The organism is Thauera sp. ZXT1-4, assembly GCF_052598215.2.
Map to the genome: position 1 here is coordinate 35,872 of NZ_JBQWSN020000018.1, position 26,821 is coordinate 62,692.

Genomic DNA, 26,821 nt, shown 5'->3' on the forward strand with positions numbered 1-26,821 from the left:
TCAGACCACGCCTTGGGCGAGCATCGCGTCGGCGACCTTCACGAAGCCGGCCACGTTGGCGCCATCGGAGTAGCTCACGCTGCCGTCCTCACGCTCGCCATACTTCAGGCAGGCGGCATGGATGCCGAGCATGATCTCCTTCAGGCGGGCGTCGACCTCGTCGCGGGTCCACGACATGCGCATCGCGTTCTGGCTCATCTCCAGACCCGAGGTGGCCACGCCTCCGGCGTTGGAGGCCTTGCCCGGCGCGTACAGCACGCCGTTGTGCTCGAAGATCTTCACGGCTTCCATGGTGCTCGGCATGTTGGCGCCCTCGGCCACGGCGACGACGCCGTTCTTGACCAGGGTGGCGGCATCGTTGCCGTCGAGCTCGTTCTGGGTCGCGCACGGCAGGGCGACCTGCACCGGCACGTGCCAGGGGCGAACGCCCGGCTCGAAGCGAGCACCGACGCGCTCGGCATACTCGGCCACGCGGCCGTAGTAGTGGTTCTTGATCTCCATGAGGATCGCCAGCTTCTCGGGGGTGAAGCCCGCCTCGTCGATCACGGTGCCGCTCGAATCGGAGCAGGTGATCGGCTTGGCGCCGAGTTCCATCAGCTTCTCGATCGCGTACTGGGCGACGTTACCCGAGCCAGACACCGAAACACGCATATCCTTGATGTCGCGGCCAGCGTGACGGAGCATGGCGTCGGCGAAATAGACGGTGCCATAGCCGGTGGATTCGGGGCGGATCAGCGAGCCGCCGAAGGACAGGCCCTTGCCGGTAAACACGCAGGCGGCGTTGTTCGACAACTTCTTCATCATGCCGGCCATGAAGCCGACCTCGCGGCCGCCCACGCCGATGTCGCCCGCCGGCACGTCGGTGTCCGGCCCCACGTGGCGGTACAGCTCGCTGATGAAAGCCTGGCAGAAGCGCATGACTTCACCCGGGCTGCGGCCCTTGGGGTCGAAGTCCGAGCCGCCCTTGCCGCCGCCCATGGGCAGTGTGGTGAGCGCGTTCTTGAAGGTCTGCTCGAAGGCAAGGAACTTCAGGATCGACAGGTTCACCGAGGGATGGAAGCGCAGGCCGCCCTTGTACGGGCCGATGGCCGAACTGTGCTGGATGCGGTAGCCGCGGTTGACCTGCACGTCACCCTTGTCGTCCACCCACGAGACGCGGAACATGATCACGCGCTCGGGCTCGATCAGTCGGTCGAGGAGAGAGTGCTCGGCGTAGCGTTTGTTGGCCGAAATGAAGGGCCACAGGCTCTCCATGACCTCGCTGACCGCCTGCAAGAACTCGGGCTGGCCAGGGTTGCGCTGTTCAACGTAGGCCAGAAACTCCTCGAGGGACTGATATTTCATGATGTTGGACCCATGGATTGGTTGGACACGAAAAAACTAACGGACACGCGCACGCGATGGCCTCGGTGTGACCCGAAGCCATCGCAATGGTTGCCGTAATTATGCATCAAACCCACCAAAACAGTGCATGATCTGCATCAAACAGGCACGATTTAGCCAATATGGATGAGCGCGCACCATTTCGGGGCGAGCGGATGCTGCGCTGGATGGATCTTCAGCCTGCTGGGGGTTTATCCTCCATCCTGCATATCCCCAGCACAGGAGAATCACATGGGTCTGTTCGCGTTCATCAAAGAAGCCGGTGAAAAGCTCTTCGGCACCGGCACGGCCAGTGCTGCAACCCCCGCAGCCGACCCCGCTGCTGCCAATGCAAAGGCAGCCGAGGCCATCCACAACTACATCCTTGCGCTCAAGCTCGCACCTGCCGACCTGGGCGTGAGCTTCGATGCGACGCAGTCGCTGGTCACGATCACCGGCACCGCTCCGGACCAGGCGACACGCGAGAAGATCATGCTGGCCGCGGGCAACGTGGCAGGCGTAGCCGAAGTGGAAAACCGCATGTCGGTTGCCCGCCCCGAGCCCGAGGCGCAGTTCCACACCGTGGCGCGCGGCGACACGCTTTCGGCGATCGCGAAGAAGTTCTATGGCAACGCCAACCAGTACATGGTGATCTTCGAGGCCAACAAGCCGATGCTCAGCCACCCGGACAAGATCTACCCCGGGCAGGTGCTGCGCATTCCGCCGCAGGCCTGACCCCCGCGCAAAGGTCGCGCCCGCGCGCGGTGCTTGCCCCCGAGAGGCCCGGACCAGTACGCTCGGGCCTCTTTCCGTTCACGCTTCCGCCCGACATGGCCCGTATCCGTATCGAACTGCCGGCGCAGTTTCCCTTCGCCACCGAGGTCCCGCTGCTGATCTCGCACATCAACTACCAGGCTCACCTCGACCATGTGCAACTGCTCGGCGTGGTGTCGGAAGCGCGGGCGCGCTTCCTGAAGTCCATGGGCTACTCGGAGATGGACGTGGAAGGCTACGGCATCATCGTCGCCGATGCTTCCGTGCAGTACCGCTCCGAAGCCTTCCATGGCGAAGTGATGCGCATCGAGCTTGCCGCAACGGACTTCCACGCCCACGGCTGCGACCTCGTCTGGCGCATGTCGGATGCCGACAGTGGGCGTGAAGTCGCGCGCGGCAAAACCGGGATCGTATTCTTCGACTACGCAGCCCGCCAGAAGGCGCCGGTGCCTGCCGGCTTCCATCGCCATTTTGCCTGATCCCCCCGTTCCGTCCGCGCCCCACGTTCCCATGTCGAGCCCTGACCGACCGGACGGCGACCGGCCGCAGGTCCGCCCGCATTGCGGCGGGCTCGCCCCGTGCCCGCACGTCGCCGTCATCGGCGGCGGCCCGGCCGGGCTGATCGCGGCAGAGACGCTCGCCCAGGCCGGCCTCGCCGTCACGGTCTTCGACGCCATGCCTTCGGTCGGCCGCAAGTTCCTCCTTGCCGGGCGCGGCGGGCTTAACCTCACCCATGGCGAGGCGCTGGAAAAATTCGTGTCGCGCTATGGCGCGCGGCAGGCGCTGATAGCGCCCATGCTCGAACGCTTCGGCCCGGACGCGCTGCGCATCTGGGCCCGCGAATTGGGCATCGACACCTTCATCGGCAGTTCGGGGCGCGTTTTTCCGACCGAAATGAAGGCTGCACCGCTGCTGCGCGCCTGGCTCGCCCGTCTGCGCTCGCACGGCGTCGCCTTCGCGGTGCGGCATCGCTGGCTGGGCTGGGTCGGGCCGGCCCCCGACCAGCGGCTGCGCTTTTCCACGCCCACCGGCGAGCGCATCGTCGAAGCCGACGCCGTGCTGCTGGCACTGGGCGGTGGAAGCTGGGCCAGGCTGGGCTCGGACGGAGCCTGGGTGCCGGTACTGCGCGGCGCCGGGGCGGACGTAGCGGAGCTGCTGCCGGCAAACTGCGGCTTCGACGTCGCCGGCGCGGCCGGCCCAGGCTGGAGCGCGCATTTCGGCGAGCGCTTCCGTGGTCAACCGCTGAAATCCGTGACCGCACGCTGCACGGACGCGGGCGGAACGGTGCACGAGCGCGCCGGCGAGTGCCTGATCTCCGCGACCGGCATCGAGGGCGGGCTGATCTACGCCTTGTCTGCGCCCCTGCGCGACACTCTTCGCGCGCTCGGCGCCGCCACGCTGCATCTTGACCTGGCCCCCGGGCGCAGTCCGGAGCGCCTCGCCGCCGAACTCGGGCGTCCGCGCGGCAGTCGCTCCATGGCGAGCCATCTGCAAAGCCAGGTTGGCATCAAGGGGGTCAAGGCGGGCCTGCTGCGTGAATGCCTGGCGAAGTCGGATTTCGACGACCCCGCACGGCTGGCCGTGGGCATCAAGGCCCTGCCGCTGCGCCTGATCGCCACCCGCCCGATCGACGAGGCGATCAGCACCGCGGGCGGAGTGCGCTTCGAGACGCTCGACGCGCACCTGATGCTGCAGGCCTGCCCCGGGGTCTTCGTCGCCGGCGAGATGCTGGACTGGGAAGCCCCCACCGGCGGCTACCTGCTGACGGCCTGCTTCGCCACCGGCGTGGCTGCGGCACAGGGAGTGCTGCATTGGCTGGGACGAGACGGAACAAGCACGGCGGCGCCCAGCCGCGCTAGCATGCAGACATGACCAGCCCCGCATCTGCGTGAAGCGTCCATGAACCTGCACCCCTTCCTCATCGCCATCGAAGTCGGCGGCACCATCGCCTTCGCCATGTCCGGCCTGATCGAGGCCACGCGCAAGCGCATGGACATCGTCGGCGTGTTTTCGGTCGCCTTCGTCAGCGCCTTCGGCGGCGGCACGGTACGCGACATCCTGCTCGATCGCCGGCCCTTCTTCTGGATCCAGAGCCAGGAATACCTGTGGCTGGTGCTCGCCATGGTCCTGACCACCCCGCTGTGGCTGAAGACCTTGCGCCACAAGTTCGGCGGCCACCTGATGGAATTCGCCGACGCCTGCGGCCTGGGGCTGTTCGCGATCTCCGGTGCCACCATCGCGCTGGCCGCCGACATGCCGGTGCTGGTGGCGATGATGATGGGCGTGATCACCGCGATCTTCGGCGGCGTGTCGCGCGACGTGCTGTGCAACGAAGTCCCCAAGGTCTACAGCGACCACCGCCCTTATGCGCTGTGCGCGCTGTTCGGATGCGGCGTCTTCGTCGCCCTGGACACGGTCGGCCTGCCGCTGCCGATTTCCACTCTTTCCGGCATTGGCGCGGCGACCGGCTCGCGCCTGCTCGCCGTCGCGCTCGATCTGCGCCTGCCCGCCTGGCCGAAGCCGACGGATTGAGCCCGCCGCCGCGCGGGCCATCCGTGGCAGCACGGGTAGAATGCCGTTTTGCCCGATCCAGCCACCCGATGCCCGCCCTGCCGAAACCTCCGCGCCACCCCGAACTGCTCGCCCCCGCCGGGACTCTGGACATGATGCGCACCGCCTTCGCCTACGGCGCGGATGCGGTCTATGCCGGACAGCCGCGCTATTCGCTGCGCGTGCGCAACAACAGTTTCGGTCAGCTCGAAACACTCGCCGCGGGCATTGATGAGGCCCACGCCGCCGGCAAGCTGTTCTACCTGGTCGCCAACATCTACCCGCACAACGCCAAGCTGCGCACCTTCGAGGAGGACATGGCACCGGTGATCGCGATGCAGCCCGACGCGCTGATCATGGCCGACCCGGGACTGATCATGATGGTGCGCGAGCGCTGGCCGGAGGTGCCGATCCATCTGTCGGTGCAGGCCAACACCACCAACCACGCGTCAGTGCGCTTCTGGCAGTCGGTGGGGGTCAAGCGTGTGATCCTGTCGCGCGAACTCTCGCTCGACGAGGTCGCCGAGATCCGCGACGCTTGCCCGGACATGGAGCTGGAGGTCTTCGTGCATGGCGCGCTGTGCATCGCCTACTCCGGGCGCTGCCTGCTGTCGGGCTACTTCAATCATCGTGACCCGAACCAGGGCAGCTGCACCAACTCCTGCCGCTGGGACTACACACTGCATGAAGCCGGGGAAGATGGCGCAGGCGACGTACAGGCCTGCGGCAGCACGCCGATCGGCAACCCGAAGGCAGCTGGCGCGGTCGGCACGGCAACCCGCGACCGGCAGCACACCGCGACGAACCTCGCCTTGGGTGGCGGACCGCGCCACATCGGCGGCAGCAAGGTGTGGCTGCTGGAGGAAGGCACCCGTCCGGGCGAGCTGATGCCGATCGAGGAAGACGAGCATGGCACCTACATTCTCAACTCCAGGGACCTGCGGGCGATCGAGCACGTGCAACGCCTGGTGGAGATCGGCGTCGATTCGCTGAAGATCGAAGGCCGCACCAAGAGCCCCTACTACGTCGCCCGAGCCGCCCAGGGTTACCGTCGTGCGATCGAGGATGCAGCGGCCGGTCGCCCCTTCGATCCACGCCTGCTTGGCGAGCTCGAAGGCCTGGCGAGCCGCGGCTATACCGACGGTTTCTACCAGCGCCACGCGACCCCTGAGCACCAGAACTACCTGCGCGGCCACTCCGAGTCCGGCCGCAGCCTGCTGGTGGGTGAGGTGGTCGGCTTCGATGCCGCGCGCGGTCTGGCCGAAGTCGAGGCGAAGAACGGCTTCGGCGTAGGCGACCGGCTCGAGTTCATTCAACCCGCCGGCAACTTCGCGCAGCCGCTCGCACACCTGCTCGCTGCAGACGGTGGAGCCATCGACCGCGTTCCCGGCAGCGGCCGTCGTGTCTGGCTGCCGCTGCCCGCGGACGCCGATCCGACCCAGCCCTGCTTCATCGCCCGCTTCCTGTAACCGGGGGCACATGCGATGGAGCCCCCCTGAAATCCGGGAGCCCTTCATGATCCTGAACATCGACCTCGTTTCCGACTTCGTCTGCCCCTGGTGCTTTCTTGCCAAGGTCAGGCTCGACCGTGCGCTGGAGGAACTGAAGGCATCCCGCCCCGACCTCGAGCCCAGGGTGAACTGGCTGCCTTTCTTCCTCAACCCGGACACCCCCGCCGCAGGCGAGCCGTATCGCGAATTCCTCGAAAGCAAGTTCGGCGGGCCGATCAAGACCGAGGCGGCGCTCGACAAGGTGCGTGAAGCCGCTTCGGCCGACGGGCTGCACTACGCCTTCGAGCGCATCACACTGCGTCCGAACACCCTGGACGCACACCGCCTGATGTACCGCGCCCAGGCCCAGGGGCAGAAGCCTGAGCGCATCCGGACGCTGGCACACGCGCTGTTTGCCGCCCACTTCCAGGAAGGCCGCGACATCGGCGATCGCGACACGCTGGCCGGGATTGCCGCCGCCAGTTGCGGTGAGCGCAGCGAGACGGTTCGCGAGTGGCTGGACGGTCGCGGTAGCATCGAAGCCGTCGAACGCATGGCGGCCGGCGCACGCAAGCAGGGGATCGAGGGCGTGCCCTTCTTCATCCTCAACCGTCGCATGGCGGTCTCGGGCGCGCAGTCGGCCGCGGTGCTGGGCGCAGCCGTTCTGCAGTCGCTCGAGACGGGCAAACCGTCCTGACCACGGGGAACGCCGCGCGGCTTGCGTGCGTCTGACCACGCAGCACACCGACTGGAACCGCAGCGCAATGAACGATTCCTCCCTTCTCACCGACACCGATCTGCGCGCGCTGGCCAAGGCGAGGGCGCTGCTGGAACGGCCCAGCCTGGCCGCGCGGCTGTCGAGCTTCATCGGCAGCCCGCTCGAAAAGGGCATGGCCCGACTTCCGGCGAGCTGGCGCGGCAAGGTCGGCGCGCTCGCACATGACGCGCTGATGAAGGCGATGGACACCGCCGCACGCACGCTGGAGCCCGCGCCCAGAGAAGCCTCGCCACGGCTGCACAAGCTGCTCGGCTCGGTGAGCGGCGCAGGCGGCGGCGCCTTCGGCGTGGCCGGGCTGACCGTGGAGATCCCGCTGTCGACGGTGCTCATCATGCGGGCCATCCTGGACATCGGGCGTGGCGAGGGCGAAGACATCTCCGATGCGCGGGTGCGGCTGGCCGCGCTCGAGGTGTTTGCACTCGGCGGCAACGCGAGCAGCGACGACGCAGCCGAATCGGGTTACTACGCGGTACGGGCAGCGCTGGCGGGCACGGTGTCGGAAGCGGCACGCCATTTCGCGCAGAAGGGGCTGAGCAGCGAGGGGGCGCCCGCGCTGGCGCGGCTGATCACCATGGTGGCTGCGCGCTACAAGGTACAGCTCACGCAGAAAGCGGCCGGCATGCTGGTGCCGGGCATCGGTGCAGCAGCCGGAGCGACGATCAACCTGATGTTCATGGACCACTTCCAGGACGTGAGCCGTGGCCACTTCACCGTACGCAGGCTGGAGCGCCACTACGGCCGGGACGCGGTGCATGCGGCGTGGCGGCGCCTGGAGGCCGAGGATGCGCGCGTGCGCGAGGCAAGGCGCGCGTTCCACACCCGCTCCTCGCGCTGAAGCTGCACGCAGTACGAAGCGCGGCAGGCGGACGCGGAGCGGGATCTTGATCCGGCTGCGAACCTCCCTCAGACCGACCCGCCAAAATCCTCCACGAACTGCGCCCACGGCAGCGGCCGGCTGAAGTGGAAGCCCTGCGCGAGATCGCAGCCCTCGCTCTGCAGCACCTTCAGATGACCGGGTGTCTCCACGCCTTCGGCCACCACCCGCAGCCCCAGGCTGTGGCCCAGCGAGATGATCGCCGACACCAGCGCGGCATCCCGGGCGTTGCGATCGATGCCGCGCACGAACAGGCGGTCGATCTTGAGCTCGTCGATCGGGAAGCGCTTGAGGTAGGCCAGGGAAGAATAGCCGGTGCCGAAATCGTCGATCGCCAACCCCACGCCCAGCGCACGCAGCTGCTCCAGGCGGGCGATCGCACGGTCAGTGGCATCCATCAGCATGCTCTCGGTCAGCTCGAGGGTCAGGCACTCCGGCGGCATGCCGGTTTCGGCGATGACGCTGCCCACCATCGCCACGAACCCCTCATCACGAAACTGGCGCGCCGAGATGTTGACCATCATGCGCAGCGATCCGCCGCCGGACTCGCGCCATTCGCGGTGACGCTCACACGCGTTGCGCAACACCCATTCGCCGATCGGCACGATCAGCCCGGTGTCTTCGGCGAGCGGAATGAAATCGGCGGGCGACACCAGGTCCAGGTCGGGGTGCTGCCAGCGCAGCAGCGCCTCTACCGCCTCCGGCCTGCCCGTGGCCGGCTCCACCAGCGGCTGGAAATGCAGCAGCAACTCGTTGCGTGGTAGCGCACGGTGCAAGGCGGTCTCGAGCGCGAGGTGCTCCAGACTGCGCGCATTCATCGCCGGCTCGAAGAGCTGGAAGCTGTTGCGCCCCTCATCCTTGGCGCGGTACATCGCAACGTCCGCGTACTTGATGAGGGTGTTGGCATCCTGCGAATCGTCCGGGTAGATGCTGATCCCCAGGCTGGTCGTTACCACAAGCTCACGGCCCTCGATCTGGACCGGGCGACGCAGGGCGCCCACCAGCCGGCGCGCCATCATCGCGGCCTCGTCCGGCCCGGCGAGGTTGTTGAGAATGACGAGGAACTCGTCCCCCCCCATGCGCGCCACCGTATCATCCTCGCGCAGACTGCCGCGCAGGCGCTGCGAGATCTCGACCAGCAGCCGGTCGCCGACTTCGTGGCCAAGGCTGTCGTTGATACGCTTGAAGCGGTCGAGGTCCACGAACATCACCGCCAGCCGGCAGCGCAACCGCGCGGCATGCGCCAGTTCCACCTGCAGGCGGTCTTCGAGCAGGCGGCGGTTGGGCAAGCCGGTGAGCGGGTCGTAATAGGCCAGGTCGCGGATGCGCGCCTCGGTCTCCTTGAGCCGGCTGATGTCGGTGAACAGCGCGGCGTAGTGCGTCAGCTGCCCCTCTCGGTCGCGGATCGCGGTGATGTGCAGCAACTGCGGGCTTACCTCGCCACTCTTGCGCCGGTTCCACACCTCGCCCTGCCACTGGCCCTCCTGCAGCAGGCTCTCCCACATGCGCGCATAGAAGGCGGGGCTCTGTCGGCCAGAGTTCAGCAGCGAGGGGTTGAGCCCGATGACCTCTTCCGCGGTATACCCGGTCATGCGCGTGAAGGCGGGGTTCACCGACAGGATGCGGGCGTCCGCGTCGGTCACCAGAATGCCCTCGAGCGAGCTTTCGATGACTTTCTCTGCCAGATACAGGTTGCGCTGGGAGCTGCTCAGCGCCTGGTCGCGTGCGCGCAGCGCGTGCTGCAGCTCGTGCACGTACGCCAGCTCCATGCCACTGAGGATATCCTTGAAGCTGATCAGGTCAATCAGCGCGCCATCGGCACCGAGCACGCCGATATGCCGGATGCGCCGTTCGGCGAGCCGGGCACGCACCCCGTACAGGCTTTCGGTGTCGGCGCAGACCACCAGAGGCCGGGTGGCAAGCTCACCCAGCGGACAATCGCTCACGCGGCTCGCGACGAGGCGGGTCACGTCGCGCTCGGTGAGGATGCCATACCGCCCCTCGGCACTATCGCCGGCCTGCTCGCCAAAATCCACCGCCACCGCATCGAGCCCGGCCTCGCGCATGCAGCGCGCCGCCTCTCCCAGGCCGGCAGAGGCCGGCAGCGCGCTGAGCCTGCCCTTGAGCAGGGAGTCGATCCGGCGCAGCTTCAGGTAGTGCTCGATGCCCTGGTTCAGCACCACGTCGGACTGCGAAACGATGCCGATGCGGCGCCCGTCCTCATCCACCACCAGCAGATGGCGCAGGTGCTCCTCACGAAAGCGCACCGCGAGATCATGCAGCGGCACCGCCTCGGATACCGTGCGCACCGGAGCGTTCATGACCGCGCCCACGGCGAGCTCGAAGGTCTCGGGGTCGTCGAAATCCACCGCAAGCGCATCGCGCTCGGTCCAGATTCCCAGCACGGCGTCGCCTTCGACCACCAGGATGGAGCCGACACGGCGCTCGCTCATGCGACGCGCGGCCTCGTGCAGCGGAACATCCGGGCTGCATTCGAGCAGGTCACGACAGATGACGTTGCCGACGCGCACTTCCTCCGCGTAGGGGAAGGGGAGACGCTCGTCGACAAGGGAGTCGATGGATTCTGGGTGATTCATTTGACGGACAGAAGGTGCGGCGTGGCCCGGAACCCGGTGGCAATGGCCGGCCCGCCACGACCCGTGGCATTAAAAATTCCATTGTCGCACCGATACGCCGCGAACCGTGTCGACGAGATCACACCCTGTGCAATTCACTGCCCGGTAACACGTGCCGCGCATGCTGCACTCATGATCCGGGTATTGATGATTTCCGACGTCTTCTTTCCGCGGGTGAATGGCGTCTCCACGTCGATCGCGACCTTCCGCAACGCCCTTTCCGCCTTCGGCGTCGAGGTGCGCCTGATCGCGCCACGCTACGGCAACGAAGCCGAAGCCCCGGGGATCGTGCGCATCCCCGGCCTGCGCCTGCCCTTCGACCCGGAAGACCGGCTGGTTCGCGCTGGCGCAATGCACAAGGCCGCGCTGCGCGAGGCAGCCGGCTGCGATCTTGTGCACATCCAGACCCCCTTTGCCGCCCACCGCGCCGGCCTGCGCGCCGCACGTGCCCACGCCCGCCCGGTGCTGCTGACCTATCACACCTTCTTCGAGGAGTACCTGCACCACTACGCCCCCTTCCTGCCCGCTGGCGCCTTGCGCGCGCTGGCACGGCGCGTGTCCCGCGCCCAGTGCAACGCGGTCGACAGCGTGGTCGTGCCTTCTACCGCGATGCACGAGCGGCTCGCCGGCTACGGCGTTCATACGCCGATGGAGATCCTGCCCACGGGCGTTCCGGTGCGCGATTTCGCTGCCGGCGACGGGCTTCACTTCCGCCGTCTGTACGACATCCCCGAGCACGCCCCGATGGCGCTCTACATCGGACGCGTCGCGCACGAGAAGAACATCGGCTTCCTGCTTGAAGTTGCCGCCCTGCTCCGCGCCCGGCACCCGGGCTTCGTGCTCGTCATCGCCGGCGAAGGCCCGGCCGCGCCAAGCCTGCAACAGCGCGTGCTGCGCGACGGGCTCGCACGCACGGTGCGCTTTGTCGGCTATCTCGAGCGCCGCAAGCGGCTGCCCGACTGCTACGCCGCTGCCGACGTGTTCGTGTTCGCCTCGCGCACCGAAACCCAGGGCCTGGTCCTGCTCGAAGCGATGGCTGCGGGGCTGCCGGTGGTGGCGCTGGCCGCGATGGGCACCACCGACATCCTCTCCCCCCAACGCGGCACACGGACCGCGCCCGATCACCCGGCAGGCTTCGCAGCCGAAGTCGAAGCGGTGCTCGCCGACCTCCGGCTGCGCAGACAGCTCGCCGCCGCAGCGCGCCTCCACGCCGCCGAGTGGGGCGACCAGATGATGGCCGCACGCCTCGCCGATCTGTATCGACGCCAACTCGCGCACCACACCGCGGATTCGGCGGCAGGCACGTCAGCCTGACCCCCAGGCGGCCTGTCGGCGGCCTTGCCGCCGCCGACCGCCACAGACAAGATGTGGGGAACCCAGTTCATTCCTCACAGTCGGATTCGCACCATGCAGACCACCACCCTCACCATCACCGGCATGCGCGACGAGCAGTGCCTTCGCCTCGTGACCAACGCCATCCAGGACCTGCCCGGCATCGGCTATCTCGAGATCGCGCTCGACACCGGCGCCGCAAGCATCGAGCACGGCGCCCTCGTGTCCGAGTCCGACATCCACCAGGCCATCGAGGATGCCGGCTTCGGCGTGCGCTGAAGTAGTACCCGCAGCGCCGCCGGATCGACCGCGCCCCGCCGGAATGGCAACGGCAAGCCCGTGCCCACAGCGCCTTTCCTCCACAACTCTTTCCGCCCGCGCGACTTGAACGCCTTCCCCCGCTACGTCCCCGGCGGCCTCGCCTTCGTCGACATCGAGACCACCGGCGGCCCCGCCCAATGCGAATCGATCACCGAGATCGGCATCCTCCAGGTCGACGAGGACGGCATGCGCGAGTGGTCCACCCTGGTGCGTCCCGAGTCGCGTATTCCCGAGTACATCCAGCGCCTCACCGGCATCGACGACGCCATGGTGGCCGACGCGCCACGCTTTGCGGACATCGCCGGCGAGGTCTTCGACCGCCTCGACGGCCGCCTTTTCGTCGCCCACAACGCTCGCTTCGACCACGGTCACCTGCGCGCCGCCTTCCGCCGCGCCGGGCTCGACATGCGGCCGCAGGTGCTGTGCACCGTGAAGCTGTCGCGCCGGCTGTTCCCCGAACACCGCCACCACGGCCTCGACCACCTCGTCGAGCGCCACGGCCTCATGGTCGCAGACCGCCACCGCGCGCTCGGTGACGCCCAGCTGCTGTGGCAGTTCTGGCAGAAGATTCACGAGCGCTTCCCGCCCGGCTACCTCGAGGCCATGGTGCGCGAACTCATCGGCCGCCCCAGCCTGCCGCCCCACCTCGACCCCGAACAGATCGCCGGCCTGCCCGAAACGCCCGGCGTGTATCTGTTCTACGGCGAACGCGGCGGCGAGACCGATGGCGAACTGCCGCTCTACATCGGCAAGAGCACCCGTCTGCGCAGCCGCGTGCTGTCGCACTTCGCTGCCGACCACCAGAGCGACCGCGAGCTGAGCCTCTCGCAGCAGGTGCGCCACATCGAGTGGATCGAGACCGCCGGCGAGATCGGCGCGCTGCTGGAGGAAGCCCGCCTCGTCAAGCGCCTGCAGCCCACCCACAACCGCCAGCTGCGCCGCAACCGCGAGCTGTGCACCTGGCGCCTCGCCACCGACATCGTCGGCGACTGGCGGCTCGAGCTAGTGCATGCCGCCGACCTCGACTTCGGCCGCCGCGACGACCTCTACGGCTTCTTCCGCACCCGCCGCGAGGCGACAAACCGCCTGCGCGCCCTCGCGCGCGACCACGCCCTGTGCCCACCCCTGCTCGGCCTGGAAAAAAAACCCCAGGGCGCGCGCTGCTTCGGCTTCCAGTTGAAGCGCTGCCGCGGTGCCTGCCACGGCGGCGAATCCCCCCAGGCCCACGCCCTGCGCCTGATCGAGGCCCTGCACACGCTCAAGGTCGAGCACTGGACCTGGCCCGGCCCGATCGGCCTCCGCGAGGGCGAGGCACTCCACGTCATCGACGGCTGGCGCTGGCTCGGCACCGCCACCGACGAAGCCATGCTCGCCAACATTCTGGAGTCCGGCCGCCCGACCTTCGACCTGGACATCTACAAGATCCTGATCAAGGCGGTGAAAAGGCTCCCAATTCTGATGCTCTGACCATCCAGGCCACGCCGGCCACAGGCCCCTCTCAGCCCGATCACACCCTGTCAGCGCCGATACGCACTGTGCTGCCGGCGAACGAACGGTTACAGTCGCACCCCCGACGCTCCACGGACCCAAATTGCCCCACAACCACCCCTCCCACGCCGACGCCGTCCGCGGCCTGCTCGCCGCGCTCGCCGTGGTGGTGTTCTGGTCCGGCTTCAACATCGTGTCGCGCTTCGGCGCCACCGCCAGCTTCACGCCCTTCGACATCGCCGCGCTGCGCTTCGGCGTATCGGGCGCAATCGCGCTCCCGCTCTACCTGTATTTCGTGCCGCGCCGGGACTGGCCGCGCCACATGGTGCTCGCGGCGGTGGCCGGGCTGGGCTACGGCATCCTGGTCTATTCCGGCTTCGCGTTCGCGCCGAGCGCGCACGCCGGGGTGTTCGTCAATGGTGGCATCCCGTTCTGGACCATCGTGATCATGGCGGTGACGAGCGGCTTTCGCATCGCCCGCCCCACCGTTATCGCGCTGTTGCTGTCGACCGCCGGCCTGCTGCTGATCGGCTTCGAGAGCCTGCTCGCGCCCGCGCACGGAAGTGAATGGGTCGGCGACCTGCTTTTCCTCGCTGCCGCGCTGTGCTGGGCGGTGTTCGGCCTGCTGATGCGGCGCTGGCAGGTCAAGCCGCAATACGGGATGCTGGGCATCGCCACATTCTCGGCGCTCGCCTACCTGCCGGTATATCTGCTCTGGCTGCCGGGCAATCTGGCCGCCCAGAGCTGGGGCGCGATCACGCTGCAAGGCGTGTACCAGGGCGTGATCGCCGCGCTGGTGGCTGGCGGCTTCTACAGCTACGCGGTGCAGAAGGTGGGCGCGAGCGAGGCCTCGATGATGCTGGCGCTGGTGCCCGCCGTCACCGCCGTGGGCGCCTTCCTGATCCTGGGCGAGGCGCTCGGCCTCACCACCATCGTCGGCATCATGGTGGTGTCGGCCGGCGCACTGCTCGGCGCGCTGCCGCCTGCGGCGCTCTCGCGCTTGCGCGGATTCCGCTCACGCTGAACGCCGGAAAGGGCCGCCACGCAATTGGCGGCACGCGTGGCCCGTCGCCGCGGAGCGGGGCCCGGGCAAGATCGAAGGGCTTGCGCGCGGCACGCTCGCGACTGACGGGCGCGCGCGTTCAATCGCCAGCACGCCGACCAGGCTCGGCCCACCGCGCCCGGTAGGCACCGTCGGCGTCGTATGTGGCCGCCTGCTTGTCCGGATCGAAGCGCCGTCCGCCGCGCGGATCGGTGCCGCGGCCGGCGATATAGAGCCAGTTGCCCTGGTTGCTGTAGACGTCGTAATCGACCAGCTGCGCCTCGAACCACGCCGCGCCCGCGCGCCAGTCGCAGCCCAGGTCGTAGATCAGGTAGCTGGCAACCACCTGGCGCATCCGGTTCGACAGCCAGCCGGTTGCCGCGAGCTCGCGCATGCCGCCGTCGATGAAGGCGTGCCCGGTGCGCCCCTCGCACCACGCCGCGAACGCCGCCGGGTCGTGCGCGGGCATCGGCGCCTCCTCGTTCAACCCGCGCGCCCGGTACAGCCTGCGGCCGTGCTGAAGGTGTAGGAAACGAAAGTAGTCCCGCCACAGCAGTTCGAACCACAGCCAGTAGGTCCCATCGCTTGCGCCCTGCTCGGCCTCGTGTCGGCGCAGCGCAGCAAGGGCCACCCGCGGCGACAAGGCCCCCTGTGCCAGCCAGGGCGAGAGCTTGCTGGAGAAATCGACCCCGCTCAGCCCGTTGCGCGTCGCCTTGTAGTGCCTCGGCAGATCGCCGGCGAAGTAGCGCGCCACATGCGCCAGCGCAGCCCGCTCGCCCCCGGCGAACGCCGGCTGCCACCAGGGGAAGGACGCCTCCTCGAAACGCTCGGCGCCCGCCTCCACCACGGGCTCGCTGCGATCGCCGCAGCCCGCGATGAGCGCCTCGTCCAGCGACGCGAGCGGCGGGCAAGGCGGCAAGGCCTCGGGCGCTGCCAGGGGCGCGGCCGGCAGCACACCCGCCGACTCCACCACCTGGCGGAAGGCCGTGAACACCTTCGGCAGATGCGCCACCGCAAACGGCAACCCCGCCGGATCGAGCAGGCTCGACTGCCACACCGTCTTCACCCGCAGCCCCGCCGCACGCAGCGCCGCGACCTCGTCCTCTTCCTCCGGCGCGGCGATCGCCTCACACACCACCCGCTCCGCCCCCAGCGCCCGCGCCAGCGCGGGCAGAACCGCGCCCGGCACCCCACGCAGCTGCAGCAAGCGGCTCTCCCGCGCACGCAGCGTCTGATCCAGATCCGCCAGCGCCGCAGCGAGGAGGGCACGCCGATGCGGCCCTCGGCGCGCAAAGCCCCAGCGCGTCGACGCCTCGGCCGCCGGGTCATGGCAATACACCGGCAGCACCCGCCCAGCCGCCCCACACGCCTCGACCAGCGCCAGGTTGTCCCCCAGGCGCAGATCGTTGCGAAACCAGAAGATCACGAGCTCCGAACCCATCAGCCCAGCTCCGCCCTTGGGCGACTCCGTCGGCAACGCTCCGAGCAGTACCGCACCTCGTCCCACACCCGTTCCCATTTCTTCCGCCACGCGAACGGCCGCCCGCAGCCCGCGCACAGCTTGGTCGGCAGATCCCCCTTGCGCCGCATTCCCATCGCCCTGCCACCCTCAAAACTCCAGATCCAGCTGCGCCGCACTGCCAGCACTCGCCGCCGCCTTGCGCCGCCGCCCCTCCGACCGCTTGCGCGAGCCATGCCGCTCCACGATCGCCGCCTTCGCCGCCCGCACCTCCGGATGCGCCCGCAGCGCATGCACGCGCGCCTTGGCCGCGCGCGTCGCCACCACCGCGCCCTGCTGCGGCCAGGCCGCGCACTCGCCCGGCTGCAAGGACACCGGCAGCGACACGAACTGCAGTCGCGACGGCTCGGGCAGCACGGCCCCGACGCGGCGCAGCTCGGCGTGCAGCTCGCGTGCGCTCTCGAGCATGAACGCGTAGTGCTGGCGTGCGGCATCCGGCTGCGCCCACAGCGTGGGCTCGACGATGACCACGCACAGCACCGGACCCTGGCGCGCCGCCGCGGCGAGCGCGCCATGATCGGCGACGCGCAGATCACGCTTGAACCAGACCAGGCTGAAGTCCATCGCGCACACTCGCAAGCACGCGCTGCGCCAGCGCGTGGCCGCTCAGCCAGGCGCCTTCCACGCGGCCGCCGTTCAGCCAGTCGCCGCACAGACCGATACTGTCCTCGGGCGCCCATACGCAGCCGCCCTCAACCGCCGACTCGGTGATCGCGTAGCGCCAGCGGTGCGCCGACCACGCCAGGGGCGCCTCGCCGCCGAGCGCGCGGAAGGCCGCGAGCAGCGCCGCGGCCACCTGCTCGGGGCTGTCCTCGAGATGGGTCTCGCTCCATTCGGCGCTCGCGTGCAACGTCCAGGTTTCCGGACCCTCGCGCCCAGGCTTGCTGCTGTCGCGAGCGATCCAGCGCAGCGGGCCGTGATTGACGAAGGCCGCATCGAAGTCAAGCGCCAGCGGCGCCTCGAAGCGCGCCATCAACGCCCAGCAGCCCTGCATGCGCGCGGCCCGAGCCACCTCGGCGAGCGCCGGCACCACCGGTCCCAGCAGCGGTACTGCCTGCGGCGCGGGCACGGCGAGCAGTACGCCGTCGAAGGCCTCGGGCATCAGCCCGCGCTCAGCGCTGGCGAGCTCCCAGCCGTGCGGATAACGGTCCAGCGCATTCACCGTGGCCTGCAGGCGCAGGTCCAGACCTTCGGCCAGCAGGCGCGCCGGGGCCGTCATGCGCGGCGTGCCGACGAAGCGAGCCTCGTCGCCACCGCCCGCGCGCCGGCCGTCGGCCTCGAGCACGGTCAGCCGCGCCTGCCAGGCATCCGCAACGCCGGCGGCCCGCCAGCGCGCCACCTCGGCCTGGAACAGCGGGTCACGCGCCGTGAAGTACTGCGCGCCATGGTCACAGGCCCAGCCCTCACCACGGCGGGTACTCATGCGCCCCGATGGGCCACGACTCTTGTCCAGGACAGTTACGCGAACACCGGCTTCAACAAGTGCCCGTGCGCAGCGCAGGCCGGCCATGCCGGCTCCGATCACGGCGTAATGCAAGGGAGGCTTCATGATCACACCCACGGTATTTGACGACCGCGATTGGGGTCGTCTCTTCTCGCGCCAAAGATACACCTTTTGTCCTGGACAACCTAGGTCCTCGCGGCTAGCATCCGGCAACGATCGAGGCGCGTGAAGGTGATCTAGTGGCGCACGTCACCGCCTCGTCCACGTCAAACCGATTCCGCGCAGGAACGTGTCCGCCTCCTCCGCACCCACGCAACTCGACCGGTCACCGCACATGAACGCTCCGTCCGACGCCCTTCGCAGCACGGCCCACCGGCTCGGCTATGCCGGCCTGGTCCCCTTCGTGATACTGGCCCCCGCCAGTCTGCTCGACCCAAACCACGGCCTGACCTGGAGCGATGCGCTGTTCGCGTACGGCGCGGTAATCCTCAGCTTCGTGTGCGCCCTGCACTGGGGGTTCGCCATGACGCTCCCAGGACTGGACGACACCCGCCGCACGCGCACCCTGCTGTGGAGCGTGGTGCCCTCGCTGCTCGCCTGGCCGGCACTGCTGCTCGTGCCCGCCGATGCGGCAATCCTGCTCGTGGCAGGCTTCGTGCTGCATTATGTGCAGGACAGGCGCCTTGCCCGGCATGCGCGACTCCCGGCGTGGTACCTGCCACTCCGGCTGCAGCTCACCACGGTGGCCTGCATCGCGCTGGTCGCCGGGGCATTCGTGCAGTGGCCATACTGAACCCGGCCGGCCCTGTACACCCACCCACGATGAAGGTCCTCATGAACCCCAACGCCACCGAGTCCGAAGCCACCCCCCGAAGCACCGCCGTACCCGGCGGCCGGCTATCGCGCCTTGCTCGCCTCGGCAGCCTCGCTACCGGCGTGGCGGGCGGCATGCTCGCCGAAGGGGCCCGTCAGCTCGCCGCCGGCAAGCGCCCGACGGCACGCGAGCTGGTCCTGACCCCCGCCAACGCGCGCCGCGTCGCAGATCAGCTCGCACAGTTGCGCGGAGCGGCTATGAAGGTCGGTCAGCTGATGTCGATGGACGCCGGCAGTCTGCTTCCGGCCGAGCTCACCGGGATCCTCGCCCGCCTGCGCGAGGACGCGCGCACGATGCCGATGAGCCAGGTGGTCGAAGTGCTTGAAACGCACTGGGGCAAGGGCTGGGAGCAAGGCTTCGAGCGCTTCTCCTTCACCCCCTGCGCAGCGGCCTCGATCGGCCAGGTGCACCGGGCACGCACCCACGACGGTCAGGAACTGGCGATCAAGCTGCAGTATCCGGGCGTGCGCCGCAGCATCGACAGCGACGTGGACAACGTGGCGACCTTGCTGCGCGTCTCGGGCTTGCTACCGAGATCGCTCGATCTCGAACCACTGCTCACCGAAGCCAAGCGCCAGCTGCACGAGGAAGCCGACTACCGGCGCGAGGCGGAGAACCTGCACCGCTTCGGCCGACTGCTCGCAGGCGAGACCGACTTCGTGCTACCTCGCGCGGTCGACGCACTGACCCGCAGCGACATTCTCGCGATGAGCTGGGTGGACGGTGTAGCGGTGGAGTCACTCACGGACGCCGACCAGTCGGTGCGCGACCACCTGGCAAGCCGCCTGATCGGGCTGCTGTTCCGCGAGCTGTTCGAATTCCGCCTGATCCAGACCGACCCCAACTTCGCCAACTACCGCTTCGAGCCAGAAGGCGGGCGCCTGGTGCTGCTCGACTTCGGCGCCACCCGGCCCTACGCTGAAGCGGTGGTCGAGGCCTATCGCCGCTTGATCGCAGCGACGATCGGCGGCGACCGCGCAACCATGGCCGAGGCGGCGGAGGCCATCGGCTACTTCCAGGGCAATATCCACGCCGCCCAGCGCGAAGCGGTGATCGACCTGTTCTCCACCGCCTGCGAACCCTTGCGCCATGCCGGCCCCTACGATTTCGGCACCAGCGGCCTGGCGCTGCGCTTGCGCGACGCCGGGCTCGCCCTGAGCATGGAGCGCGACTTCTGGCACACCCCGCCAGCCGACGCGCTGTTCCTGCACCGCAAGCTGGGCGGACTGTATCTGCTCGCCGCGCGGCTGCGGGCGCGGGTGAACGTGGGCAGCCTGGTGGCGCCCTACCTTGGTGCGCCAGACCGGCCTGCAGGCGCGGTGAATACCGTCAGCACGCCGGTGTAGCCATACAGCCGGTTGCGGGCGATCTCACCGCCGGCGAAGAAACCCACCATCGGCAGATCGCCCAGCACATCGCGAATCGCGCCCGATTCGGCAGCCGGGGCGCCGAAATGGCGCTGGCCGCGGCCGGAACAGCTTACATACACCGCGCCCAGCGCGACCCGGCCGCTGTCGACCAAGGCGTCACGAATCTCGCGTGCGGCCCGCTGCAGATCCGCGAGCGCGGTTTGCGGGTCGCGCCGGCAGAACACCAGCGAAGCCCCCTTCGTCACCGCGTCCGCATCTGCGATCGCCACCAGTCCCGCCCCAGGGTCCATGCCGACAATATGACGCACGAGCATGTCGGCACCGAAATCCCCCTCTTCCTGCGCCCCATCGTCCTCGGCCGGATGCACCCCGGCAAGCGTGTTCGCCAGCGCCTGCGCCACCGGCTCGAAGGCCATGTCGGGCGGCAGGCCGAGGTCGGCCATGGCGCAGTCGAGCGCAGCACGACCATCGAGGGAAAGCACGAGGTTGTCCTGCACCCGGCTCACCACCCTGCGCGGGCCGATCGGGCGACAGCCCTGCGTCACGCGCGACACAACGCCGATTTCCGCAGCAAAAGCAACGCCCGACAGACCGCCGCCATCGAACACCGCATCGGCGATCTGAACACTGCGCCCGCGCGAAGCGGTTAAACCACCGAAAAGATAGCCTCCCGCCGTACGTTCGGCCAGTTCGGGGAGCAACTCCTGCAGGTCGGGCGTGCGGCCATCGGCATGCACCAGCGCAGTATGCGGATGAAAGTCGCCACTGTAGGCGCGCAGGGGCTGCCGCCCCGAAAAAACGCGGAAGCTACGCCGCGGCAAGGGCGCAAGCATCAGCGCCAGTGCGGCTTCATCAAAATGCTCGGCGCCGCTTGCGAGCACACCCACGCCCACCGTTCCAGCCCAGTGCACACCCGGCAGGCGGTGCTGCAGCGCCGCGAGGATGTGCTCGGCCTCCACCGCGAAATGATCGGTGAGGTAACACAGGCCGAGGCTGAACTCGAGCGTCTCGCCAGTGCGCTCGAAGGCGTGCACGGTCGCAACCCGGGCATCGTGCAGCAATGTATCGAGCGCGCGCTGCAGCGCGACGCGCCAGTCGTTGTGCGCGGCGTGACTGGCGACGAAACGGGTAGGGCCCGGGGGCTGCGACATCAAAATCCTCCAATGAGCCTGGCGCCGAAGGGAAGCATGCAGGGCGCGCACCGCACAGACAGCGGCCGCCGGTACGCCGTTCCCGCCGCGCCGGCCTCAGGCGCGCGACAAAAAGGCCTCCAGCGCGGCCGCCACCTGTTCGGGCTGGTCGTGCTGCAGGTTGTGCCCGGCATCGGTGATGGTGACGACCCGGTGCTTGGCGAAGCAGTCCAGGCGGTGGCGAAGCTCGGCAGGCGCATCCCCGAAGCGATCGTTAACGTAGCCCTGCCCGGCAAACAGCATCAAGGTCGGCGCAGTGACCTGTCGCCAGCACGCCATGGCGTCCTCGATGCGATACACGAAGGGCGAAGGCACCTTGTGCCATGGATCACAAGCCATCTCCACCCGCCCATCCGCCGCCACACGGCCAACGTGGCGGGCGAGGAATTCGGCCCGCTCAGGCCTCAGGCGCGGATTGACCGCGCACAGCCGGCGCGCGAACGCGGCATGGTCCGCATGCGTGGGCAGGCGCGGCGGCTGGGCCTGCGCGTCGAGCCACTTGCCGAGCAGCAGGGGCGCGTCCGCCTCGGGGGGCGGCTTGAGGCCGAGGAAGTCCATCATCACCAGCTGCCCCACCCGCGGCGGGCGCAGCCCTGCATACGCCCCGGCCACGGCCGCGCCCATGCTGTGCCCGACCAGGCGTGCTGGCCGCCCGGGCGAGTAGTGATCGAGCAGCGCATCGAGGTCTGCGTAGTAGTCGGGGAACCAGTAACTGTGCCCGAGCCAGGTGCTGCCGCCGAATCCGCGCCAGTCGGGGGCAATGATCTGCCAGTCCTCGCGCAGCGCATCGACCACGAACTGAAAGGTGGGAGAGGAATCCATCCAGCCGTGCAGCAGGAAAAGCTGCGGCGCATCCACCGGCCCCCAGCGGCGCACCGCATACTCGAGGCCGCGCACCACCACGCGCTCGACCGTGGAAGGCTTGTGCACCGGCGCGGAACCCTCTGCGTCGGACATGCGGACCCGGTCGTTTTCCGGGACAATCGGATTCGTGTTCATGTCTCAATTCTAGCTGCCCCGAGCGCGCATACACATCGCTCCGGGCATTCTGGCCGATGACCGACCCCGCCTTCCTGCGCCGACAATTTCTCGCCACGCCTTTCACCATACGCAACGAGCGGCGTGACTTCCACGCGTGGCGACGCGGCCGGTCGCACTACCTGCTGTGGGCGCTCGACGTGGACACCCCTGCAGTGCGGGCACGGGTGGCCGCGGCGCAGCACGCGCTGACCGGCCTGCTGCTCGACGGCTACGCACGCCAACCGCACGTCACGCTCGCGCTGTGCGGCTTTCCGGCCAGGTCCGGCCGCCCTGCACACGACGAATTCGATTTCGAGCGGATCGCCGCGCAGCTTGCCGCATTGCAAACGGCCAATCCGGGCGGCTTCGACATCGAGATCGGCGGACTGGAGAGCTTCTCCTCGGCGCCCTTCCTGCACGTGGAGGACGACGGTACTGCGCTCGCCACCCTCCGCCGCTGCCTGCATGCCGAGGCTGCGCACCCGCAGGGCCTCTACGTGCCCCACGTCACCGTCGGCCTGTATGCCGATGCCTGGCCCACGGCTGCGGTGGCGCAGCGCTTCGAGCCGCTTGCCGACACACCCCGCCTGCACTGCCGGATCACGCACCTGAGCCTGATGGGATATGTCGCGGCGGAGATCGGCGGCACGCTGTTCAAGGTCGCCGATTATGGTCTGGACGACGGCCACCTGCACTGGCATGCGAGCGCATCCGCCCTGCTGGACCACGATGTTGCACTGTCGGGCCACACGGCGGCGCGGGACCCTGGACTGCTGCATGCCCCCCAACACGCGCGCACGGAGGCGACATGAAGCACAGCCCCCGGTCCGCAGCCACGCCCACGATGCCGGACGCCGCAGCGACCCTGGCACGCCCCGCCTCGCTCACCGCACTGTTCGTCGCCTTCAGCCTGCTTGCGCTACAGGGCTTCGGCGGCGTGCTCGCCGTTGCACAGCGCGAGCTGGTGGACCGGCGCACCTGGCTCACCCGCCACGAATTCATCGAACTCTATGCCGTCGCCCAGTTGCTCCCCGGCCCCAACGTGGTGAACCTGTCGCTGATGATCGGCGACCGCTACTTCGGCTGGCGCGGTGCGCTGGCCGCGGTTTCCGGCATGCTGCTCGCACCGATCCTGGTGGTGCTCGTGCTCGCTGCCAGCTACCAGGAGCTCTCCCGCTATCCCGCTGTGGCAGGCGCGCTGCGCGGCATGGGAGCCGTCGCTGCCGGGCTGATTCTGGCCATGGCGCTGAAGATGCTCGTCACCCTGCGCGGCAACGTGCTCGGCCCGGCGCTGTGCACTGCGCTCGGGCTCACGACACTAGTCGCGATCGCGGTCCTGCGTCTGCCGCTCGCCTGGGTCGTGATCGGCCTGGGCCTCACCGCCTGGGGGCTTGCCCGCTGGCGCATCGCGCGAGCCCATACGCACGCCCGTGCCAAGGACCGGACATGGTGAGCACTCTGCCAGCGGCCGATCTGCTTGAACTCTTCCTGCGCTTCCTGGTGCTGTCGCTGCTGTCGATCGGGGGCGCGATGTCGACCGCGCCCGAGATGCACCGCTACCTCGTGGTGGAGCGCGGCTGGCTGGGCGAGGCTGACTTCACCACCGCGATCGCGCTCGCCCAGGCGGCGCCGGGCCCGAACGTGCTGTTCGTGCCGGTGCTCGGTTTTCAGGTGGCCGGCATTCCCGGGGCAGTGGCGGCGCTGGTGGGTATCCTGCTGCCCTCGACCCTGCTGTCGCTCGGCGTGAGCCGCTGGGGCGCCACGCGCCGCGACACACCGCTGGTGCGCGCCTTCACCGCCGGGCTGGCACCGGTCACGGTGGGATTGGTGTTCGCCACAGGCTGGCTGCTGGCGCTGCCTTTCATCGGCGACCCCGCGCATCGTGCCGGGGCGCTGGCGCTGATCGGACTCACCGCAGCGGCCACGCTGAAGACGAAGCTGGCGCCGATCTGGATGATCCTGGTCGGTGCCGCCGCGGGCGCGCTGGGCCTGGTGTGAGCAGTGGCCACCCGTACCGCAGGGGCAAGGAGATGATGGAGCACGTGGATGCGGTGGTGATCGGCGCCGGCGTGGTGGGCTTGGCATGCGCGAAGTTCCTCGCAGAATCGGGGCGCGAGGTGATCGTGCTCGAGCGCGAGACCGCCTTCGGCACCGGCATCAGCGCGCGCAACAGCGAGGTCATCCACGCCGGCCTGTACTATCCGCCCGGCTCGCTCAAGGCGACGCTGTGCGTAGCCGGCCGCAAGGCGCTGTATGCCTACTGTGCGGAGCGCGGCATCGCCCACCGCCGCCTCGGCAAGCTGGTGGTGGCCAGCCGCGCGCCCCAGTTGCCCGCGCTCGAAGCCATCGCCGCCCGTGCGCGCGCCAACGGCGTGGATGATCTGCGCCCGCTGGGCGCCGCAGACGTGCGCACACTGGAACCCGAACTCGACGCCGCAGGCGCGCTGTTCTCGCCCTCCACCGGCATCGTCGACAGCCACGGTCTGATGCAGGCGCTACTGGCCGACGCCGAGCGCAAAGGCGCCGTGCTGGCGCTGGCCAGCCCGGTGCGGGGCGGGCGGGCGGACCGCGCCGGCATCGTGCTGGACGTGGGCGGCAGCGCACCAATGCAGCTGCGTGCGCGCTGCGTGATCAACGCCGCCGGACTGGACGCACCACGGCTCGGCCATGCTCTCGCCGGCCCGGCTGCACTGCGCGCACCGCAGGCCTTTTACGCACGCGGGGTGTATTTCAGCCTCGTCGGACGCGCACCGTTCTCGCACCTGATCTACCCGGTCCCCGAAGCGGGCGGGCTGGGCGTGCATCTGACCCTGGACCTCGGCGGCCAGGCGCGCTTCGGCCCCGACGTGGAGTGGATCGAGCAACCGGACTACCAGGTCGACTCGGCGCGCGCCGAACGCTTCTACGCCGCCATCCGTAGCTGGTGGCCCGGGCTGGCCGACGGCCGCCTGCAGCCCGCCTACGCGGGCGTGCGGCCGAAGATCGTCGGCCCGGGCGAGGCGGACGCCGACTTCCGCATCGACGGCCCATCCGCGCATGGCGTACCGGGGTTGGTGCACCTGTACGGAATCGAGTCGCCGGGGCTGACCGCGGCGCTGGCGATCGGGGCACGGGTGGCGGCAATCTGTTGAGCTGCGTTCGCCGCACGGGCCAGCGCGTACATGGCAGAGGCGCCACAAGCCGCGCCGGCACGGCCCGCACGAAACGCTCACGGCGGCGCATGGTCAGACGCCTGACGACTTCACCGAGACCGCCATGTCCCCAATCCTGTTCGTGCTGGTGCCGATCCTGATGCTCGCCGTCTGGCTGCCGGGCTGGTGGGTGCGGCGCACGCTGCGGCGCTACAGCGACCCCGTCGACCGCTACTACGGTAGCGGCGCCATGCTCGCGCGCATGCTGCTCGACAAGCACGGCCTCACCCAGGTCAGCGTTGAAGAGTCGGAGACCGGCGACCACTACGACCCCGAGGCGCGCGCCGTCCGCCTGTCGGCGCATACCTATCACCAGCGCTCGCTGACCGCCGTCACTGTGGCCGCACATGAGGTTGGCCACGCGCTGCAGCACGCCGAAGGCTACGCACCGCTGGCACTGCGCGAGCGCCTGGTGCGCTTCGCCATCAAGGGCCAGCGCCTGGGCGCAATGATGATGGTGGCGGTGCCGGTCATCACCGTCCTCACCCGTCACCCCGCCCCCGGGCTACTCTTCGTGCTTGCGGGGCTGCTGTCGATGGGCCTGGCTGCGGTGGTTCATCTGGTGACATTGCCCACCGAGTTCGACGCCAGCTTCCGCCGTGCGCTGCCGATGCTCGAGCGCGGCGGCTACCTGCACCCGTCGGATCAGCCCCATGCGCGCAAGATCCTCGAGGCCGCCGCGCTGACCTACGTCGGGCAATCGCTGATGACGCTGCTCAACATCGCGGCCTGGCTGCGCTTTCTGCGCCGGTGAGCGGCCGATTGGCGAACAGGCTGGCCACACCCCTGCCGTTCTTCAGCGCGAGAAGAAGGTGCAGGCACAGGGCCTCAGCCCTTCTCACCCCCAAGGAACGCCCCGGCTCCGAAACGTGATCGCAGCGCTGCTGCTCACGCTCGCGTCCGAACTCACTATGCCTGTGACGGCCTCGCCAAACGGGACACCCGGGCGCTGAACACGATCTCCAGCCTGGATCTTCCGCGCTACATGGGGCGCGGGTACGAAATTACCCGCCCGAGAACCAACAGGCGCTGCCGAAGCGGCTGTGCTACAAGGACTTCGACACGGACAAGCTCATGGCCACCCCGCAAGAAGCGCAATAGGTGCAGCGGAAAAAATGCACTTTCCGCTAAGATGCAGCCGCATCGACCCGATACCCGAACGTCCTCACAGGAGCCCGAACCATGGCAGACCAATGGCTTGAAACACTGATCACCCCCACCCCGCAGGCTGGCTATGAACTGGCCATCACCCTGAGCCGCCGCGGCGTGAAATACACCCAGCCCGACCCGGAAGTGCTGCACAAACTGCGCCCCGAGTACGCCAACAGCGCCGAAGCCCTGACCGCGGCCTCACAGGTCATTGCGATCAACTTCCAGACCGTCGCCGCCGCCAACAACTACTGGCGCAAGTAAGCGGCCCAGTGCGTTACGCCGGGCACAAAAGGAAATGGGTCAGGCCCGTGAAGACCTGACCCACTGAATTTTTGGCGCGCCCGAGACGATTCGAACGTCCTTCGGAGTCTAGCCCAGTCTACCGGCGCCTCCAGGTCTTCCTTGGCCACAATC

General features: G+C 68.8%; 27 protein-coding genes. 19 read left to right on the forward strand and 8 right to left on the reverse strand.

The window, feature by feature from the left end; all coding sequences use genetic code 11:
* Window positions 1-1,344: an NADP-specific glutamate dehydrogenase gene (gene gdhA / locus ACUH78_RS13610; RefSeq protein WP_418364435.1), complete on the reverse strand. Its 1,344-nt coding sequence runs from the start codon at window positions 1,342-1,344 to the stop codon at window positions 1-3.
* 270 nt (window positions 1,345-1,614) lie between these two features.
* Between gdhA and lysM the strand changes: the two genes are divergently transcribed.
* From lysM to ACUH78_RS13645, 7 genes are all read left to right on the forward strand, one after another.
* Window positions 1,615-2,097, forward strand: a complete 483-nt coding sequence (gene lysM, locus ACUH78_RS13615; protein ID WP_418364434.1) for a peptidoglycan-binding protein LysM — start codon at window positions 1,615-1,617, stop codon at window positions 2,095-2,097.
* 95 nt (window positions 2,098-2,192) lie between these two features.
* Window positions 2,193-2,615, forward strand: coding sequence for an acyl-CoA thioesterase (locus ACUH78_RS13620; RefSeq protein ID WP_445333728.1), 423 nt, complete (start codon window positions 2,193-2,195; stop codon window positions 2,613-2,615).
* 31 nt (window positions 2,616-2,646) lie between these two features.
* On the forward strand, window positions 2,647-4,008 hold the full coding sequence (locus tag ACUH78_RS13625; protein WP_445333729.1) for a TIGR03862 family flavoprotein: 1,362 nt from the start codon (window positions 2,647-2,649) through the stop codon (window positions 4,006-4,008).
* A 27-nt stretch (window positions 4,009-4,035) separates the two neighbouring features.
* Window positions 4,036-4,668, forward strand: a complete 633-nt coding sequence (locus ACUH78_RS13630) for a trimeric intracellular cation channel family protein (RefSeq protein WP_418364431.1) — start codon at window positions 4,036-4,038, stop codon at window positions 4,666-4,668.
* 68 nt (window positions 4,669-4,736) lie between these two features.
* Window positions 4,737-6,155: a prephenate-dependent tRNA uridine(34) hydroxylase TrhP gene (gene trhP / locus ACUH78_RS13635; RefSeq protein ID WP_445333730.1), complete on the forward strand. Its 1,419-nt coding sequence runs from the start codon at window positions 4,737-4,739 to the stop codon at window positions 6,153-6,155.
* Between the two features lie 46 nt (window positions 6,156-6,201).
* Entirely contained in the window at window positions 6,202-6,873 is a 672-nt protein-coding gene (locus tag ACUH78_RS13640; RefSeq protein WP_418364429.1) for a DsbA family oxidoreductase, read from the forward strand.
* A 67-nt stretch (window positions 6,874-6,940) separates the two neighbouring features.
* The gene (locus tag ACUH78_RS13645; protein WP_418364428.1) at window positions 6,941-7,789 is read left to right on the forward strand and encodes an EcsC family protein; all 849 of its coding nucleotides are present in this window, start codon (window positions 6,941-6,943) and stop codon (window positions 7,787-7,789) included.
* A 68-nt stretch (window positions 7,790-7,857) separates the two neighbouring features.
* Here the strand turns inward: ACUH78_RS13645 and ACUH78_RS13650 are convergent, their stop codons facing one another.
* Window positions 7,858-10,425, reverse strand: a complete 2,568-nt coding sequence (locus ACUH78_RS13650) for an EAL domain-containing protein (RefSeq protein WP_445333731.1) — start codon at window positions 10,423-10,425, stop codon at window positions 7,858-7,860.
* Window positions 10,426-10,596: 171 nt separating this feature from the next.
* On the opposite strand from ACUH78_RS13650, the gene ACUH78_RS13655 reads away from it, so the two are divergent.
* From ACUH78_RS13655 to ACUH78_RS13670, 4 genes are all read left to right on the forward strand, one after another.
* Complete coding sequence (locus tag ACUH78_RS13655; RefSeq protein WP_445333732.1) at window positions 10,597-11,778, forward strand: glycosyltransferase; 1,182 nt, start codon at window positions 10,597-10,599, stop codon at window positions 11,776-11,778.
* Window positions 11,779-11,871: 93 nt separating this feature from the next.
* On the forward strand, window positions 11,872-12,075 hold the full coding sequence (locus ACUH78_RS13660) for a heavy-metal-associated domain-containing protein (protein ID WP_418364425.1): 204 nt from the start codon (window positions 11,872-11,874) through the stop codon (window positions 12,073-12,075).
* Between the two features lie 105 nt (window positions 12,076-12,180).
* Window positions 12,181-13,584, forward strand: coding sequence for a 3'-5' exonuclease family protein (locus tag ACUH78_RS13665; RefSeq protein WP_445333733.1), 1,404 nt, complete (start codon window positions 12,181-12,183; stop codon window positions 13,582-13,584).
* A 124-nt stretch (window positions 13,585-13,708) separates the two neighbouring features.
* Window positions 13,709-14,629, forward strand: a complete 921-nt coding sequence (locus ACUH78_RS13670; protein ID WP_418364423.1) for a DMT family transporter — start codon at window positions 13,709-13,711, stop codon at window positions 14,627-14,629.
* A 118-nt stretch (window positions 14,630-14,747) separates the two neighbouring features.
* On the opposite strand, the gene ACUH78_RS13675 is transcribed toward ACUH78_RS13670, so the two are convergent.
* From ACUH78_RS13675 to ACUH78_RS13690, 4 genes are read right to left on the reverse strand one after another with little or no spacing between them, the layout of a single operon-like run.
* Window positions 14,748-16,088 (reverse strand): DASH family cryptochrome, encoded by a 1,341-nt coding sequence (locus ACUH78_RS13675; protein ID WP_445333734.1) that lies wholly within the window; start codon window positions 16,086-16,088, stop codon window positions 14,748-14,750.
* Window positions 16,088-16,342 carry a DUF2256 domain-containing protein gene (locus ACUH78_RS13680; RefSeq protein ID WP_445333735.1) on the reverse strand — a complete coding sequence of 85 codons (255 nt, stop codon included), beginning with the start codon at window positions 16,340-16,342 and terminating at the stop codon, window positions 16,088-16,090. The genes ACUH78_RS13675 and ACUH78_RS13680 overlap by 1 nt, the downstream gene beginning before the upstream one ends.
* Window positions 16,257-16,730, reverse strand: coding sequence for a deoxyribodipyrimidine photo-lyase (locus ACUH78_RS13685; protein ID WP_445333736.1), 474 nt, complete (start codon window positions 16,728-16,730; stop codon window positions 16,257-16,259). Before ACUH78_RS13685 ends, ACUH78_RS13680 begins: the two co-directional genes overlap by 86 nt.
* A complete protein-coding gene (locus ACUH78_RS13690) occupies window positions 16,699-17,715 on the reverse strand; it encodes an NAD(P)/FAD-dependent oxidoreductase (RefSeq protein ID WP_445333737.1) in 1,017 nt (338 codons plus the stop codon). The genes ACUH78_RS13685 and ACUH78_RS13690 overlap by 32 nt, the downstream gene beginning before the upstream one ends.
* Window positions 17,716-17,944: 229 nt before the next feature.
* Between ACUH78_RS13690 and ACUH78_RS13695 the strand changes: the two genes are divergently transcribed.
* Together ACUH78_RS13695 and ACUH78_RS13700 are read left to right on the forward strand one after the other, a co-directional pair.
* Complete coding sequence (locus ACUH78_RS13695) at window positions 17,945-18,403, forward strand: DUF3429 domain-containing protein (RefSeq protein ID WP_418364421.1); 459 nt, start codon at window positions 17,945-17,947, stop codon at window positions 18,401-18,403.
* Between the two features lie 41 nt (window positions 18,404-18,444).
* On the forward strand, window positions 18,445-19,830 hold the full coding sequence (locus ACUH78_RS13700) for an ABC1 kinase family protein (RefSeq protein WP_445333738.1): 1,386 nt from the start codon (window positions 18,445-18,447) through the stop codon (window positions 19,828-19,830).
* Here ACUH78_RS13700 and ACUH78_RS13705 read toward each other — a convergent pair.
* Entirely contained in the window at window positions 19,770-21,005 is a 1,236-nt protein-coding gene (locus tag ACUH78_RS13705; RefSeq protein ID WP_445333739.1) for an FIST signal transduction protein, read from the reverse strand. The two genes, ACUH78_RS13700 and ACUH78_RS13705, sit on opposite strands and share 61 nt — an antisense overlap.
* A 96-nt stretch (window positions 21,006-21,101) precedes the next feature.
* Window positions 21,102-22,001 carry an alpha/beta fold hydrolase gene (locus ACUH78_RS13710; protein ID WP_445333743.1) on the reverse strand — a complete coding sequence of 300 codons (900 nt, stop codon included), beginning with the start codon at window positions 21,999-22,001 and terminating at the stop codon, window positions 21,102-21,104.
* 98 nt (window positions 22,002-22,099) lie between these two features.
* Between ACUH78_RS13710 and ACUH78_RS13715 the strand changes: the two genes are divergently transcribed.
* The 6 genes from ACUH78_RS13715 (at window position 22,100) to ACUH78_RS13740 (ending at window position 26,668) form a co-directional block, all read left to right on the forward strand.
* Window positions 22,100-22,876, forward strand: coding sequence for a 2'-5' RNA ligase family protein (locus ACUH78_RS13715; RefSeq protein WP_445333740.1), 777 nt, complete (start codon window positions 22,100-22,102; stop codon window positions 22,874-22,876).
* A complete protein-coding gene (locus ACUH78_RS13720; RefSeq protein WP_445333741.1) occupies window positions 22,873-23,517 on the forward strand; it encodes a chromate transporter in 645 nt (214 codons plus the stop codon). Before ACUH78_RS13715 ends, ACUH78_RS13720 begins: the two co-directional genes overlap by 4 nt.
* Complete coding sequence (locus ACUH78_RS13725) at window positions 23,514-24,062, forward strand: chromate transporter (protein WP_418364621.1); 549 nt, start codon at window positions 23,514-23,516, stop codon at window positions 24,060-24,062. The genes ACUH78_RS13720 and ACUH78_RS13725 overlap by 4 nt, the downstream gene beginning before the upstream one ends.
* Before the next feature lie 35 nt (window positions 24,063-24,097).
* Window positions 24,098-25,195, forward strand: a complete 1,098-nt coding sequence (locus tag ACUH78_RS13730) for an NAD(P)/FAD-dependent oxidoreductase (RefSeq protein ID WP_445333744.1) — start codon at window positions 24,098-24,100, stop codon at window positions 25,193-25,195.
* A 124-nt stretch (window positions 25,196-25,319) separates the two neighbouring features.
* The gene (locus ACUH78_RS13735; protein WP_445333742.1) at window positions 25,320-26,009 is read left to right on the forward strand and encodes a zinc metallopeptidase; all 690 of its coding nucleotides are present in this window, start codon (window positions 25,320-25,322) and stop codon (window positions 26,007-26,009) included.
* Window positions 26,010-26,437: 428 nt separating this feature from the next.
* Window positions 26,438-26,668, forward strand: coding sequence for a hexameric tyrosine-coordinated heme protein (locus ACUH78_RS13740; protein ID WP_435751273.1), 231 nt, complete (start codon window positions 26,438-26,440; stop codon window positions 26,666-26,668).
* The last annotated feature ends 153 nt before the right edge of the window (window positions 26,669-26,821 follow it).